The 15625-nt window shown below is 51.4% G+C and carries 11 protein-coding genes; 2 read left to right on the top strand and 9 right to left on the bottom strand.

Annotation, left to right across the window (positions count from 1 at the left end):
- Window positions 1-128: 128 nt before the first annotated feature.
- The 5 genes from ACJROR_RS07310 to ACJROR_RS07290 form a co-directional block, all read right to left on the bottom strand.
- On the bottom strand, window positions 129-782 hold the full coding sequence (locus ACJROR_RS07310) for a phospholipid-binding protein MlaC (RefSeq protein ID WP_406546544.1): 654 nt from the start codon (window positions 780-782) through the stop codon (window positions 129-131).
- 299 nt (window positions 783-1081) lie between these two features.
- A complete protein-coding gene (locus tag ACJROR_RS07305) occupies window positions 1082-5329 on the bottom strand; it encodes a DEAD/DEAH box helicase (protein ID WP_406546543.1) in 4248 nt (1415 codons plus the stop codon).
- Window positions 5330-5594: 265 nt separating this feature from the next.
- Complete coding sequence (gene mlaD / locus ACJROR_RS07300) at window positions 5595-6098, bottom strand: outer membrane lipid asymmetry maintenance protein MlaD (protein WP_406037476.1); 504 nt, start codon at window positions 6096-6098, stop codon at window positions 5595-5597.
- Window positions 6099-6107: 9 nt separating this feature from the next.
- Window positions 6108-6881, bottom strand: a complete 774-nt coding sequence (gene mlaE / locus ACJROR_RS07295; protein ID WP_406546542.1) for a lipid asymmetry maintenance ABC transporter permease subunit MlaE — start codon at window positions 6879-6881, stop codon at window positions 6108-6110.
- 3 nt (window positions 6882-6884) lie between these two features.
- A complete protein-coding gene (locus ACJROR_RS07290) occupies window positions 6885-7673 on the bottom strand; it encodes an ATP-binding cassette domain-containing protein (protein ID WP_406546541.1) in 789 nt (262 codons plus the stop codon).
- A gap of 908 nt (window positions 7674-8581) precedes the next feature.
- Between ACJROR_RS07290 and ACJROR_RS07285 the strand changes: the two genes are divergently transcribed.
- Window positions 8582-10015 carry an ATP-binding protein gene (locus tag ACJROR_RS07285; RefSeq protein WP_406546540.1) on the top strand — a complete coding sequence of 478 codons (1434 nt, stop codon included), beginning with the start codon at window positions 8582-8584 and terminating at the stop codon, window positions 10013-10015.
- A 607-nt stretch (window positions 10016-10622) separates the two neighbouring features.
- Window positions 10623-11414 (top strand): DUF6273 domain-containing protein, encoded by a 792-nt coding sequence (locus ACJROR_RS07280; RefSeq protein ID WP_406546539.1) that lies wholly within the window; start codon window positions 10623-10625, stop codon window positions 11412-11414.
- 1 nt (window position 11415) lies between these two features.
- Here the strand turns inward: ACJROR_RS07280 and ACJROR_RS07275 are convergent, their stop codons facing one another.
- From ACJROR_RS07275 to ACJROR_RS07260, 4 genes are all read right to left on the bottom strand, one after another.
- The gene (locus ACJROR_RS07275) at window positions 11416-13455 is read right to left on the bottom strand and encodes a UvrD-helicase domain-containing protein (RefSeq protein WP_406546538.1); all 2040 of its coding nucleotides are present in this window, start codon (window positions 13453-13455) and stop codon (window positions 11416-11418) included.
- A gap of 1 nt (window position 13456) precedes the next feature.
- Window positions 13457-14254, bottom strand: coding sequence for a hypothetical protein (locus ACJROR_RS07270; RefSeq protein WP_406546537.1), 798 nt, complete (start codon window positions 14252-14254; stop codon window positions 13457-13459).
- Window positions 14255-14721: 467 nt separating this feature from the next.
- The gene (locus ACJROR_RS07265) at window positions 14722-14883 is read right to left on the bottom strand and encodes a BspA family leucine-rich repeat surface protein (RefSeq protein WP_406546546.1); all 162 of its coding nucleotides are present in this window, start codon (window positions 14881-14883) and stop codon (window positions 14722-14724) included.
- A 15-nt stretch (window positions 14884-14898) separates the two neighbouring features.
- Window positions 14899-15129 carry a BspA family leucine-rich repeat surface protein gene (locus ACJROR_RS07260; protein WP_406546545.1) on the bottom strand — a complete coding sequence of 77 codons (231 nt, stop codon included), beginning with the start codon at window positions 15127-15129 and terminating at the stop codon, window positions 14899-14901.
- Between the last annotated feature and the right edge of the window lie 496 nt (window positions 15130-15625).

The following is a 15625-nucleotide window of genomic DNA, read 5'->3' as shown; positions in this document are numbered from 1 at the left end:
AATCGACGCTTGTGACCTCAGTGAGGTCAGCTCCGTCGCTGCTGAAAATGGCATCCTTGCGTTCCCAGAGCTTTTCCACACTCCTTTGATCCAGTTTTCCGGAAAGCTTTTCCATAGCGATCTTCCTGTTAGTTTTTCATGGTATCGGCAACGTGCTTGTCCAGGATCCTGCAAACCTCGGTGATCCCCTTGTCCCGGATCATGCCCGAAAGCTCAGACTGCTTGGCGCTCAGGAGGGAGATGCCTTCAGCCACCATGTCATAGGCCTTCCAGGTGCCGGTCTTGGGATTCAGGCGCATCTTGAAAATAACCTCCACATCCTCAGCTCCGGGAGCGGAGATGGTAACCTTGACGGAGGTGATCTTGTCAGTGATGGGCTCCGGATCCTGCACCTTGATGGTCTGATTGGTGTACTTCTTCAGAGCATCGGCATAGGTGGCGATAATGTAATTGGTAAAGGAAACAGTGAAGGCTTCTCTCTCTTCCTTGGTGGTATTCTTGAGGTTGGTGCCGATTACCTTGAAGGAAGAATACTTGTTGTCGATGTAGGGCAGCAGATCCTTGGTAATAATGGCCCGGGCCTTTTCAGTGGTCATGGGAGGAGTGGTGTTCCGGAGATCCTGGAATACATTGTCTGCCAGTACCTTCATCATGGTGTAGGGATTGGTGGCGTCCACCTGCTGAGCCTCGGCAGCGTATGCCGGAGCAGCCGGAACCGCAATAACGGCGGCGGTTGCAACCATGAATCCCAGAGCCAGCTTCTTTAATAAATCAAATGTCATTTTTACTTTCCCGATTGTTGTGAGCCCGGTTTTGCGAGCGCTTGGCTGTCTTTTGAGCGTTTCATTGCAAGACAGTGTATATTTTGACAGGGTTTTTCCGTTTTTGTTTTACAAATTGTGATTTTTTTTGAAAATCCGTCCTTTTTAAGCCGCTTAAGCCGTTAACCCTCTTAAGCTTCTTTCTCTGACACTTCCGCAAGCCTTCTGTTTCTCCGAGAGCTATGCGCCATACGCCGTATTAACCCCCGCCGTATTAAATGTCTGCTCCAATATAGCCGGCCGCCGTGCTCTTCACCGTGTTATGACAGCAGATCCATCAGCTCTTCCGCAGACAGGCTCATCAGGGAGGTGGTGTTTCCTTCCAGAATTGATTCCGCCAGATCCCTTTTGGTTTCCTGGAGCTTCAGAATCTTTTCTTCAATGGTGTCCTTCATAATCAGCTTGTACACCGTAACTATCTTGGACTGGCCGATGCGGTGCGCCCGGTCTGTGGCCTGATTCATGGCCGCAAGGTTCCACCACGGGTCGTAGTGGATGACCGTATCCGCTCCGGTAAGGTTGAGTCCGGTGCCGCCGGCTTTCAGGGAAATCAGGAAGACGGGAGTTTCTCCCGCATTGAAATCATGCACCAGATCCAGCCTCTTTTCCTTGGTGGTGGAGCCGGTGATCTCGTAGTATTCAATGCCTCTGGAGTCCAGATCCCTCTTCAGGAGCTCCAGCATGGAAGTAAACTGGGAGAATAACAGAATGCGGTGTCCGCCATCAACGGCGCTATCAATAAGATCCAGACAGGCTTCCCGCTTGGCGCTTTCCCCGGCGTAGTTGCTGAACACCAGAGAAGGATCGCAGCAGATCTGCCGGAGCCGCATGAGCTCGGCGATAATGCGGATCTTGTCCTCGCCCTTGGTGCTGCCGGAGGAAATGCTGATAACCTTCTTCATCTTCATAACCTGAGCATCGTACACCTTCTGCTGCTCGCCGCTGATCCTGGTATAGAAGACCTCCTCCATTTTGCCGGGGAGGTTCTTAAGGACATCGGTCTTTTTGCGGCGCAGAATAAAGGGGGAGGTCATGGCCTTGAGCTTTTCCATCGCCTCCGGATCCTGGCATTTGGTAATGGGGACTTCAAACTGTCCCGAGAACTTGGCATAGGTGTACAGGAAGCCCGGCATCACGAAGTCGAAGATGCTCCAGAGCTCGGAGAGCCGGTTCTCAATGGGAGTGCCGGTGAGGGCGAAGCGGTTTCTGGCGGGAACCGCCTTGACGGAGCGGGCATAGCCGGATTTCGGGTTTTTAATGTACTGCGCTTCGTCGATAATCATATTGTTAAAGGTGATTTCTCTGATGAGGGGGATATCCTTGCTCAGCAGGTCATAGGAGATAACGTACACATCGGTTTTTTCCGAAGCCCTGAGAGCCTCCTTTCTGAGAGCCGCGGAGGCGGTCAGGGGGATGGTGATAAGTTCAGGCGCAAAACGCCGGATTTCCTCCACCCAGTTGTAGACCAGAGAGGCCGGAGAAACTACCAGGGTGTTGCCTTTTCTGACTCCCACGGTGGAAGCGGCGTTTTCCGCAGCGGCATTGATTGCTGCGGCGGCAGTCTGCGGAGCGGCACTGTCCGGAACAGAATTGTCAGAAGAGGGATTGCCGGGAACCGCGTTTTCCGGGACTGCCGGCTCCGCAGGGGCTGTTTCTGAAGACGGCGCGGTTTCGGAAACAGTCGCGGAAATGGTCTCGGATACCGTGTCGATAACAACGCTTTCGGGAGCGGGAACCTCGGCGGGGTTAGTGAGCCCGTTTCCTGATGCTTCCTGAGCCTGCTCTTTTTTCAGTTTTTCCCGTTCCTCCTTGTCGGCCAGGAGCACCGAGATCATCTGCAGGGTTTTCCCGAGACCCATGTCATCAGCGAGGATGCCGCCAAAGCCGCAGTGCTTTACTGTGCTCAGCCACTTGAAGCCGTAGATCTGGTATTCCCGCATGATATGCTGCAGCGATTCCGGGGGATCGTACTCGGAATCCTTCACGGAATTAAAGTTCTTGATAAGCTGGCGGAAGGTCTGATCCCGGGTAATGGCCAGAGCCTCATGGTTCTCCATGAGCTTGTCAAGATAAAGAGCCCGGAACAGCGAAACCTTTGTTTTCTTCAGGATGATGTCGGCCGGTAGCACATCGATTTTTTCCAGCATGGACACAATTTCCTGGATCTCTTCGTTGGTGGTGAGATCCACGAATATGCCGGACTTCAGCCGGTGCCACTTCTTTTTCAGGGAGTAGCTGGTGAGCACATCAGCCAGTTCATCCGAGGAGAATTCCTGAGAGGTGATATTGATATTCAGAAGGTCGTTATCTACCGAAACCCCGATCCGAACTCCCTTGACATTGGTTATCCGGAGGCGGTTAAAGCGTTCCGTCCCCTTGATGGTGCCGTAGTACTGGAGCTTATCGATGCTCTTGTTCAGGAACTGGAACAGATTGTCATCATCCATCTGTTCGTACCAGTAATAGCGCTCCGGATCATTCGGCCGGCGCTGTTCGCTGAGGAGCCGTTCGCTGAATATGGAGTCCAGTACGGAGATGATTCTCTTTTCATATACGGCATCCCGGAATTCATCCTCTGCCGGTATCTGGTACCCCGGATCCATAATTTCGGAATCGGGCTTACCGGTCTTTTTCTTGCTTTCCCCCAGGTGATAAACCTGATCGCCGTAGGACACATCGGCAAAAAGAGTGAGATTGCTGAAGCGGCGTTTTTCCTCCAGATCCATGTAGAAGGTGAATTCCGGCTTTGGCAGCACGGTTTCGGAGATCTTGTCAGCCTTATCGGTAATGCTGAAGCAGGGGGATGCGGTAAGCACCGGGAGTACCCGGTGATAGAAATCGTTAAGTCCTCTGATGCCTACCGAAAATTCGAAGCTGTGATCCTTCCTGATGATATCCGAGAAGAGGTTCATTTGCTTTTCTTCCTCCGGATCGATTCGGGAGAGATTTTCTGTAGTCAGGGTGTAGCGGTGTTTGCCGCTGGAAATAATGTTGGAACCGATTCTGCCGGTCACCGTGATTTTGGTGACCTTGTCATGAATGATCTTTTCGGTAATGGTTATGGGAATGGACAGCGGGGTGTGCTTCACGCTGAGGGTGTTTTCAATAAGGTCGTTGCTGTAAATGAAGGAGTTCTCCATCAGGTCATAGAATTCGTCCAGGAACATTCCCGTCAGGGAAAACGCATTGTTTTTGGGAAAGGGGACAACGGTATAGAACATGTGATCCCGGGAGCTTTCATACACTGCCAGATACCGTCTTTTGAGAAGCTCCATAAGTTTGAGGGAATCCGGATCCAGTCTGTCTTTGGCGAATTTTACCGCGGAGGTTCTGCCCAAGAGGTATTCCTGCTGTTTGTGGTAAGCCTTGAGGAGTTCGTTGAGATCCTTTACCACATATTTTCTGGGGTTGTCTGAGATGCTTATTTTGACGCCGATATGCAGCGCGGATCCGCTGAAATCGGACAGATAGGGGTACAGTGATACGGTAAGGCCGGATTCTTCCTCCGCCGGAGACTCCTTTTCCGGATGGGAGCTTTCATAGTCAATGTAGCTTCTGTGAATGTTCCGGAGGAATTTCAGGGCGTTATCGTCGGTTTCGTCGATTACCACCGGATGCTCGTTCAGGTAGTCCCAGACCCAGAGAAGGGAGATGATCTGGGTTTCGTTCAGAATGCTGTTCTGGTAATGGCTGTCCGGCAGAAAGTTAAGCTCGTCCGGCACGTCCTGCCAGATTGCTTCCTTTTCGGTCAGCTTGAGGGAAAGCGTCTTGCCGTACAGGTGGGCCGCGGTGAAGTTAAAGGCCAGCTTCACGGAGAGGTAGGTGCTGCCATGATGCTTCTTGTACTCCACGGTGGATTCCTCCGCATCGATAGCCTTGGCCTTTTTGAGGATTTCCTCCACGGAGCGGGATACAAAGGTGGTGGTTTTTCTGTTGTCCAGATAGGAGCGGATGTCGAAGTAACCGAGGCCGATTTCCGATTTATTCTGAAAGCAACTCAGAGATCCCGCGGAAATGAAGTGATATTTGGCCTGATAGGTAGCGACGGCGACGGTGCGGGAGATAACTGACACCATGACGTCATAGACCATTTTCTTTTCCCGGAGCGGTCCCGCGGGGAGGAGAATGGGGCCTTCGCGCTTTTCGTATTCCAGGAACAGGGCGGCAACGTGGGAGCAGAGTTCAAAGGTCGGTTTGGCGGATTTGCTGTAGTAGTTATTGTAGTAATAGTTGTTGCAGTCGCAGATGGTATGGGCCAGATCCAGAGAATAATCGGTATTCCGGGGGAGGTTTTCAATACGGCATTTGTATTTGGTGGTTCCCTTCAGGGTAGTCACCACGCCTTCTATGTAGCTGGGAACCTTGTATCCTTTGTCGTCTTTATAAAAATCATAATTGATGGATATCACCACATAATGGGTTTTGGCATAGTTGATGGTGTAGGTATCAGCGAATTTTTTCCAGTCCAGAAGCGCATGCTTGTCAGAGTCAAGGGTATTTGCGGTCATAAAAAGCTTATCCTGTCGTTTTGAACTGCCGGATTTTCATGCATGTCAAATCCGTTATGTATATTTCAATTACTAATTACTGATTATGGTGTTTTTCAGTTAACAAAGCGCCGGCTGTTACAGAGCCGGCGGGCAGTAATTTTACCATCCCAGGCATCGGTTCGGCTGTCTCATGAGGGGAGCGGATGCCGGCGCCGACTGGGGGGGGCGGGGATTCCCGGTTAGTTCAAGCCCTTATTACGGCTGTTATCCGGGAAGAAGAATCTCACTTATCCTCAGAGCTTTCGTTCTTGTCATCACCCTTGACGCTGTAGAGGAATTTCCCGATAAGATCCTCCAGCACAATGGCGGATCCGGTATCCTGAATGCGATCCCCGTCCTTAAGATAGGTGGTACCCATGTCCTCGTCATAGAAGCCGGGGGTGATGCCGATATACTGTTCCCCGATAAGTCCGGCGGTGAGCACTGAGGCCTTGCTTTCGCTGGAGAGCTCGCTGTACTGAGACTCGATCTCCATTTTTACTACCGGCACCAGCTTTTCCTTATCAACATAGATGGCGGAGACCCGGCCGATAACCACGCCGCCGATTTTCACCGGAGCCCGCACCTTCAGGGAGCCCACATTGTCGAAGTAGCCGTGAATGGTGTAAACGCCGGTATCGTAGGACAGCGTCAGGCCGGCCACCTTAAGAGCCAGAACCACGCCTGCGATGATGCCCAGGAGCATGAAAAGCCCCACAAAGAATTCAGTTTTGCTGTATTTAACCATAATGTAACCCTAAAACATCAAAGCAGTAAGAATGAAGTCCAGTCCGAGAACCGCCAGCGAAGACTGTACCACGGTATTGGTAGTGGCCTTGCTGATGCCGGCGGAGGTAGGCACCAGGTCATAGCCGTTAAAGAGGGCGATCCAGGTAACTACAATGGCAAACACCACGCTTTTAATAAAGCACATGCCCAGGTCGTCCCAGAAATCCACATTGCTCTGCATGCCGCTCCAGAAGATGCCGTCATCCACTCCCAGCCAGTCCACGCCTACCAGCTTGCCGCCGTAGATGCCTACGACAGTAAAGATGGCGGCCAGTATGGGGAGAGAGATGACGCCGGCCCAGAAGCGCGGGGCAATAACCCGTCGCAGGGGATCCACGGCCATCATTTCCATGGAGGTCAGCTGTTCCGTGGCCTTTTTAAGACCGATTTCAGCGGTAAGGGCAGAGCCGGCCCGTCCGGCAAAGAGCAGGGCGGCTACCACCGGCCCCAGCTCCCGGATAATGGACAGGGCTACCAGCTGTCCCAGAGCGCCTTCGGCCATGAATCTGACCAGCACGTTAAAGCCCTGGAGGCCCAGAACCATGCCGATAAAGAGGCCGGAAATGGCGATGATGCTGATGGACTGCACCCCCACCACGTAGATCTGGCGAATAAGCTCCGGAAAGTTCTTGCTGAATTCGGGTTTGCCCACAATGGAATAGAACAGCATGACGGTGGCCCGGCCGAGGGCGTTGATTCTTTTTACTCCGATGCGTCCGAGTCCGGTAATGAAATTGATCATGAATTAAAGAGCCTCAAGATATGGTGTATCGGTCGGGTAGTTAAAGGGAACCGGGCCATCGAATTCGCCGTTGATGAACTGCTTTATGCGGGGATCCCGGCTTTTTCTGAGCTCGTACGGGGTGCCGCTCCCGATAACCTTGCCGCCGGAGAAGATATAGAGATAGTCGGCGATTTCCATGATTTCAGGCACATCGTGGGTTACCACCACCGAAGTGAGTCCGAGGGTATCATTCATCTTCTTTATAAGACGCACCAGCACATCCATGGTGATAGGATCCTGGCCCACAAAGGGCTCATCGTACATGATAAGCTCGGGATCCAGAGCAATGGCCCGGGCCAGCGCCGCCCGTCTGGCCATGCCGCCGGAAAGCTCCTGGGGCATCAGATGCGCGGCGCCGCGGAGTCCCACGGCTTCCAGCTTCATAAGCACCATGGCATTAATAATTTCAGGAGGCAGCTTGGAATGCTCCCGGATGGGGAAGGCCACATTGTCGAACACGTTCATGTCCGTGAAGAGGGCGCCGCTCTGAAACAGCATGCTCATGCGCTTCCGGAGGTCGTAAAGATCTGCCCGGCCCAGCTTATGGACATTGATGCCGTCAAAGAAAATCTCTCCGGCATCGGGAGCCAGCTGGCCTCCGATAAGGCGCAGCATGGTGGTTTTTCCGGTGCCGCTGGGGCCCAGAAAGGCCGTGATTTTGCCCTTTTCCACGGTCAGGGACACATCATCGTAGATCTTCCGGGAGCCGTAGGAAAAGGTCACGTTTTTGATTTCAATTAGGTCTGTCATTAAACTCTCTGACGAATGCTCGCGGCATTCCTATTAATTATTTTCTTGATTATCAGTATACCATTATCCGCAGCGGGGACGGCACGGATGCTGACAATAATGTGATTATTGTGCGAGCATAGTTATGCGTTCTGAGCGTATTCAGGTATCGTCACTTTGACATTTTGGCTTCGGTGATGTTCCGGAGCCGGAAGCGTTTCCGGCCTGGAATGGTGTCTGTTTCAGACTGCTGAGGCGTTATTTGAGATCAGTTTTGGTCCGGATCGAAGGGGAGTTTTGCGGTAACGCAAAATTCTCCCGGCTTTGCCTGTTACAGCATTTGGGAAGCCTTGGCCTTGCTTTCGGCAAACAGCCCGGTACCAGTTTCGATTTTGCATTTCCGGGAAAGGGATGCCTGAATATCACCCCGCCTGAATTTCATCGTTCTGAAAATCTGCGGGAAGGGAACAGGAGGAATGCTGCGGGAGACAGGGAGGCAACTCTGCTTTATTCAGCGGATTTGAGAAAATTACTGATATTTCCGCTGAATAAAACAGAAAGGAAACCGCGAGACAGAACTAATGACGCAGTTCGGGAATAAAACGGCCAATGCCTGTTATATGAATCATGGCAATTCGGGTTTGATTCCCCCGTTAAGGTTACGGGAGAATGCGTTTTATTCAGCGGATTTTGATACTTTTTACTGATTTCCGCTGATTAAGATGGTATACAATGACGGTATTCGTTGCATAAACAGAGATGATGCAGGGTAATGGAGGTACAGTGGCGGGAGATACATGGCCTTGTTTTACTGTTTCTCTGTGGTTTCCAGACTTGATAATATGAATAGCAGGCTGATAGAATGTGTTTTATTCAGCGGATTTGAGGTGTTTTTTAATATTTCCGCTAAATAAAGCGAGGGGGAGTGCATGATAACAGGACGCAAACAGGAGATAAGGGAGCTTAACAGGCTTTATGACAGCGGGAGATCCGAACTTGTCGCTGTTTATGGACGACGTCGCGTTGGCAAGACATTTCTTGTTGACTCGGTATTTGAGGGGCGTCTTGCTTTCCGGCATGCCGGGCTGTCTCCTCTGGAAATCAAAAAAGGAGCCATGCAGGCTCAGCTCAGGAATTTTTACAATTCTCTTTTGGAACAGGGGATGGCGAGAAGCAGCATTCCCCGTAACTGGTTTGACGCCTTTTTGCTTTTGGAGCAATTCCTTAAGGAGCGGGATACCGGCAATAGACAGGTGGTTTTCCTTGATGAACTGCCGTGGCTTGATACTCCGAGATCCGGGTTTATTACGGCATTTGAGTCCTTCTGGAACAACTGGGGCTGTCATCGCCGGAATCTTATGGTGATAGTCTGCGGCAGCGCCAGTTCCTGGATCCTAGATAATATGATTAACAGTCATGGCGGGCTCTATGACAGGATCACCTGGGAGATAAAGCTTTCCCCTTTTACTCTTGCCGAGTGCGAGGATTTTTTTGCCATGAACAAGGTGCGGCTCTCCAGATATGACATTGCGCAAAGCTATATGATTCTGGGAGGCATTCCTTATTATCTGAGGTATTTTGAGCCGGAAAAAAGTCTGGCCCAGAACATCGATAATCTCCTGTTTTCCGCAAAAGCAAAGCTCCGTAACGAATACGACAGACTGTTTTCCTCGGCCTTCAGAAACCCCGAGACCATGAAGGCGATCGTGGCATTTCTTTACCGCCGGGCATCCGGTTTTACGCGATCTGACCTTATGGAAGGGCTGGGCATATCCGACGGAGGCTCTTTGACGGAGCAGCTTAATGCTCTCATTACCAGCGATTTTGTTGTCAGATACGTTCCCTTCGGCGCCGGCAAAAGAGAGGCTCGTTTCCGGCTTACGGATCCTTTCTGCATTTTTTATCTCAGGTTTAAGGATCTCATGGATGGCCGCAGCGAGACCTTCTGGCAGCACGGTCTCCATCGGCAGGATCTTGTTTCCTGGCGAGGTCTGGCATATGAAAGGCTCTGTTTTAACCATATCCGGCAAATCAAGAAGTCTTTGGGAATCGGGGGAGTGCATACCTCAGAATCTGCCTGGTCGAAAAAAAGCGGCGCGGAGGACGGCATGCAGATTGATCTCCTGATTTCCCGTGCTGACAATGTCGTCAACATGTGCGAAATCAAATACTGCAGCGATGATTTCTGCGTTGACCGGGAATATTACCGTACGATTTTGCGAAGACAGGAGGTCTTGTCCGGACTGGTGTCCCGCAAAACCGCAGTACGCAGCACTCTGATTACAACCTTCGGCCTCAAGCCCAATGAATACAGCGGGGTGTTTGTTAACGTCATTACTCTGGATGACCTTTTTGCTGACTGATGGAGAAGTCCGAAATAATGTCCCGGAGCTCTCCCGGTTAAGCTCCGCTGCGCGGCCAGGGCGGAATATGCGGCGGAGCGTGGCGGGCAGAATTAAACTGCCGCTTTAGAGCCTTCTGTCTATGCGTTTCAAAGTTTTTTCCGTTTAGGATTTCAATACTGAACTCTCTTTTTTGCCGAAACTCTCTCTTTGTCGATTCCGCAATATGGTGAAAATACCTGTCTTTTGTCTTAAAAACATCGTCTTCTTATAATCATGTATTCGTAATTTTAGCTTGACAAATACTATAAAAAATAGTACAATATGTTACATAATTTGATGCATAACTTTCATACGGTATGAAATTGGTAAAGTAATCGTAAGGCAAGTCTGTGTTTTCACCTGAACGGGAAGCCGGAGCCTTAGATATCTCCCGCAGAATACCCGAAGTGAAAGGCCGGCCGTTTTATGCGACGGAGATTCTCAGTCAAAAGGGGCGGCCATTTTCCGTGGGATGGCCCGGGGATCTTTGCCAGATATAGTTCTTCCAGGGAGCAAGCAGAATCCGGATCTTTTCCGGGCTGCCCCCCGCCTCCCGTCATGATTTCAAAGAAAAGAGGACATGAAGATGTCAGACGCAAGACTGTCCAACTCTCCGGATGCTGGTGTAATTCCGGTTCGCGCGGGTGATATTATCACCTTCGGCACGTACCCGTACCGGGGAGAAAAGGATCGGACTCCCATTGAATGGCTGGTCCTGGATGTTACAGAGGATTTTTTTGGAGAACGCCGGGTGCCTGCGGCGCTTCTGATAAGCAGGTACGGCCTGATTGCGCGGACTTATCATACATGCGGCTTCAATGAAGCCACGATCTGGGAATACTCCCATCTTCGTAAATGGCTGAACAGCGCCTTTATCCGGAAAGCATTTACCGGCAGGGAACGCCAGCTCATTCTGCCGACGCTGCTCAAAAATGAAGGCAATCCCGAACCTGAACCGTGGATCCAGGATGGTCTTCCTCCTGAGAGGGATACCTGGGATCGCGTGTTCTGTCTCAGTCTGGCAGAGGCGGAGCGCTATTTTGCCACTGACAGCCAGAGAGTCTGCCGGCCCACTCCCTACGCAGTCGGTCATGGTTACGGAGCTTTCACGGACTACGCGGGTAACTGTTTCTGGTGGCTCCGGAATCCGGGGGATCTTCCCTGGTTTGCCGCATGCGTGCAGACCAACGGATCCCTTTATCTCCTGGGTTATCGGCTTTGGCTTGAGGATGCCACGGTACGGCCGGCCATGAGAACAATGCTGACCCCCGAAAGCGGTTACTGTCAGTGGCAGGATAGTTCGCCCCCGCAAACTCCCGGGAAACGCGCATGGAGCCGGAGAAGCGCCAGATTCCGGCGGGGGAGGCGTTTTTTCTAGATCAGTTTTTGTCCAGATAGGCCTTGGCGTCCTTAAAGAAGGCGTCTAGCATGTCGGAGCGTTCCTGCTTGGTCATCAGACTGCCGTTTTCCTTCCAGTCCAGATCCTCGGGGGGCAGCTCTTTAAGGAAGCGGCTGGGCTCGGGGTGCACCTTGTCCCGCTGATCCCGGCTTTTCCGTTCCTGGCAGAGCATAAAGGTGAGCTCCTTTCTGGCCCGGGTCATGCCCACATAGGCCAGCCGTCTCTCCTCGGCCACGTCTCCGGTTTCCACGGCGGTTTTGTGGGGCAGGAGTCCCTCCTCCATGCCGATCATGTACACAAAGGGGAATTCCAGCCCCTTGGAGGAATGCAGCGTCATCAGCTGCACCTCGTCCAGCTCAAAGTCCTGCTCCTCCCGATCCAGAAGCTCCCTGAGGGCCATGCGGGTTACCGCCTCCTCAAAGGTCTGAGGGCCCTCATCGCTGTCCGGACTGCCGGTCATGGATCGATCCACCCAGTCAATCAGGGTCATAACGTTGTCAATGCGGAACTCCGCGCTCTTTTCGCTGCCGGAATCCGCCCGGAGCCAGTCGGCATAGCCCAGAGCATCCGGGAGATTCCGGAGGGTCTCATGGGCGCGGGTTCCGGAGAGATCCCGGCGCAGTCTCTGAATGTTTTCCGCAAAGGCGATGAACTTCCCGGCTTCTCTTCCGGGAATGCTGCCGGTGAGCCGGGGATCCATGCAGGCCTGCATCAGGGAAAGGTGATTATCTTCGGCAAATTTGCCGATATGCTCCAATGATACGGCGCCGATTTCTCTTCTGGGAGTATTGATGATTCTGAGAAAGGCCCGGTTGTCATCGTCGTTGACCAGCACCCGGAGATAGCACATGAAATCCTTGATTTCCGACTGGGCAAAAAAGCTGGTGCCCCCGATAACCCGGAAGGGAATGTTGCTTTCGGCCAGAGCCTTCTGAATTTCCCGGGACTGGTAGTTACCCCGGTAGAGGATGGCGTAGTCCTGAAATTTGGTGCGGTAGCGGTAATGATGCCCCAAAAGATCCGTTACCAGCTTTTTGCCCTCCTGATCGGCATGAGGGATTTCGATGACCCGGAGAGGTTTTCCGAATTCCAGTCCCGACCGCAGCTTTTTTATGTATTCATGGGGATTGTGGGCAATAAGGGCATTGGCGCACTTCAGAATGCGGCCGCAGGAACGGTAGTTTTCCTCCAGCATGATCACCCGGAGATTCGGAAAATCCGTCCGGAGCTTGGGAATGTTTTCCGGCTGGGCGCCCCGCCAGGAATAGATGGACTGGTCATCATCTCCCACCACGGTGAAACGCTGGTTTTCAGAAACCAGAAGACGAATAAGCTCATACTGGCTCTGGTTGGTATCCTGATACTCGTCCACCAGAAGATAGCGGATACGGTAGCGCCAGCGGGTCAGCGCCTCTTCATTGTCTCGGAACAGCTTTACGGTTTTATAGATGAGGTCATCAAAGTCAATGGCATTGCAGGACTTCATCATATGCTGGTATTCGCTGTAGATGAGTCCGGCGATCTGGCTTTCCGGATCCCGATCCTCCAAAATCTCCTCCGGGGATTTCAGATCGTTTTTAAAGCGGGAAATCGCTCCCAGCCAGTAGTGGCATTTGTCCCTGAGCTCGTCCTTGGTGAGATCCCCCTGGGCTTTTTCCATGATTTCCTTCATGACGCTCAGGGAATCATATTCGTCAAATAATGAAAAGTTCGGCGAGATCCCGAGCGCGGCGTATTCATGACGGATGATCTCCAGGCCCAGGGAATGGAACGTGGATACCCGGAGCCCCTTGATGACATCCGGAGACAGGGCTGCCGAGATGCGCTCCTTCATTTCCTTGGACGCCTTGTTGGTAAAGGTGACCGCGCAGATATTCCGGGCGGAGTAGGAACAGTTTGAAATGAGGTGCACGATTTTCTGGGTGATGACGCGGGTTTTTCCGGAACCGGCCCCGGCCAGCACCAGACACGGGCCTCCGATATAGTTAACAGCCTCAAGCTGCGCGGCGTTCAGTCTCATGTTAAGACTCTGATTTTTTGCGGGCGCGCACTACCATTCTTTTGGTGCCCATCCGGAAATAGTCAATCTTGCCCAGGATGCAGCAGAAATAGACGGCGCGCATGGCCACCAGAAAAAGAATGATAAAGCAGGCGATAACCAGGATGGCCTTGGATGTCGAGAGGGAGCTCAGACCGTCCCGCAGCATCAGAAAGTCTCCGAAATAGGTGGTGCCGTATACTGCTAACAGCATCAGGACAAAGCTTTTGATCTTGGCGCTGACGTAATGCACGCGAAAACCCGACAGGAATTCTTCTTTAAGATTTTCCGGACGGCGGTCGTCTATATCGGCATCGGAGTTACCATCCTTTGCATTGGCATCTTTGTCCTTGTCATCGGAAATGATGGCGGCAATGGCCATGTTTTGCAGGTAGTACTCCTTATCCCGCATAATATCTCTTACCGAGGCGATGGTTCTCACCGCGGTCAGTATCAGCACAAACCAGAAGAGCATGGAGTACGGAAAGACCATGTCCTCATCCGACAGCGAGGGGAGAATGCAGGTAATGAGAAGCAGGACTGCGGAGATCACCGATGTCTTAATCGCTATGCTGCGGTAGACGCTGACCATTTTGCTGAGATCCCGATCCGAAATGTTGATACGGAGCGCAAATCTGACATCAATGGGACGATTCGGATCCCGGCTGTCGTCTTCTTCCGAGGAGAGTTTTTCAGGCTGGTTTTCTTCCTGAGCCTCAGTTACAGGATCTGCAATATTTTCAGCTTTATCGTTTTTCTCGTTGATATCTTCGTCTGACATTATGTTCCATTTTTCCTTGCAAACGTTCTTATCCATTATTTTAAGTTTTTTCCGGTCTCCGCGCAAAAGCCGCGTATGAAAACCGGGACAATATCATCAGGAGGTTTTCACGGCAGCGGCGGTTTAAACTGAAGCGGACATCTCAAATCATTCTGCTACGCCGTTCAGAGAAATACGGGCGCAGAGAAATACGGAACCGGACTCGGAAGAGAATCTCAGGTCATTCAGCCGTCAAGTCCAATCCAAGCCAGGCATCAAAATCCGATCCCTGATATCCGGATCCCTCGAACACCCAGTCTCCCCGGGTAGACGAAAATGGGGGAAACGGGAACTCCTGGTTAAAAACTTTGGCGCCGGAAAACATTTTGCGGAAGTCTTTCACGCTATCAGCATTCCATCTGAGATCCTGATTATAAGGATACGGCATTGCAAAACATAGAGCACATGGTCTCAGCTTTGGCGGTATCTCAGTTCCCGATATCCTGGTTGAAGGATGCCGCATCGCTGAACATAAAGCTCATGTCCGTAACATTGGAGGTATTCCAGTTACCGAGGGGCTGATTAAAGGCATCGGCGTGGAAAAACATGGATGCCATGGTGGTAACATTTCCGTTGACCCAGCTGCCGATGTCCTGATTAAAGGCCTAGGCTCCGCAAAACATCCACTCCATGTTTGTGACTTTTGAAGTGTTCCACGCGCCGATGGGCTGGTTAAATTTGCCCGCTTTCCTGAACATGTCCTGCATGAATTTGACGCTGGAGGTGTCCCAATGATCAAGAGGCTGATTGAAGTTCTCCGCCTTAGTAAACATCGACCGCATGTTTTCGACCTTTGAGGTGTTCCAGTTCCCGATAGGCTGGTTAAATGATTTGATGATCGGACTTTTTGCTAATGAGAAAACTTTCTTTTACCCCAAAAATTCAGAACCGTTCTTGAACCGGAAAACCAGTCTGCCATCAGCATAGGCCGTAACGTAATCTAGCAGACCGCACCAGAGATTTTCGCTGAACTCCGATATTTGTCCATTCTGCTCATTCAACTTTCTAACCGACATTGGTCAGTATTTTTTCGGAATTCTTATCCCCTCTAAAGAAAATCAAGATTTGATTCACAGTATCAAACCGTGACCATGATTAATGTGAACTTGGTCACGTAAATTACAACAGTGACTTTACATTTTCATAAATGTGATAGACGTGACAAAATTAGATGTACGTTCTTTATGATTGGTATATAAGCAGGTAATCTCGTAGCCGTTATCGTCCACATAGAGGTTATCGCATTATGAATATCCCCGTATCAATGCCAGAGGGTTCGCCGCAGTATGAGCACCTGCTTGATCTGCTTAAGGACAAGTTTGAAACGCTCCC

Source organism: Succinimonas sp. (assembly GCF_045225735.1).
Lineage (GTDB): Bacteria > Pseudomonadota > Gammaproteobacteria > Enterobacterales > Succinivibrionaceae > Succinimonas.
This window is presented reverse-complemented; position numbering and strand designations above follow the sequence as displayed.

Bases quoted from the DNA above. Each gene is read 5' to 3' on its own strand.
- ACJROR_RS07310 (WP_406546544.1), bottom strand. From the start codon at position 782: ATGACATTTGATTTATTAAAGAAGCTGGCTCTGGGATTCATGGTTGCA.
- ACJROR_RS07305 (WP_406546543.1), bottom strand. From the start codon at position 5,329: ATGACCGCAAATACCCTTGACTCTGACAAGCATGCGCTTCTGGACTGG.
- mlaD (WP_406037476.1), bottom strand. From the start codon at position 6,098: ATGGTTAAATACAGCAAAACTGAATTCTTTGTGGGGCTTTTCATGCTC.
- mlaE (WP_406546542.1), bottom strand. From the start codon at position 6,881: ATGATCAATTTCATTACCGGACTCGGACGCATCGGAGTAAAAAGAATC.
- ACJROR_RS07290 (WP_406546541.1), bottom strand. From the start codon at position 7,673: ATGACAGACCTAATTGAAATCAAAAACGTGACCTTTTCCTACGGCTCC.
- ACJROR_RS07285 (WP_406546540.1), top strand. From the start codon at position 8,582: ATGATAACAGGACGCAAACAGGAGATAAGGGAGCTTAACAGGCTTTAT.
- ACJROR_RS07280 (WP_406546539.1), top strand. From the start codon at position 10,623: ATGTCAGACGCAAGACTGTCCAACTCTCCGGATGCTGGTGTAATTCCG.
- ACJROR_RS07275 (WP_406546538.1), bottom strand. From the start codon at position 13,455: ATGAGACTGAACGCCGCGCAGCTTGAGGCTGTTAACTATATCGGAGGC.
- ACJROR_RS07270 (WP_406546537.1), bottom strand. From the start codon at position 14,254: ATGTCAGACGAAGATATCAACGAGAAAAACGATAAAGCTGAAAATATT.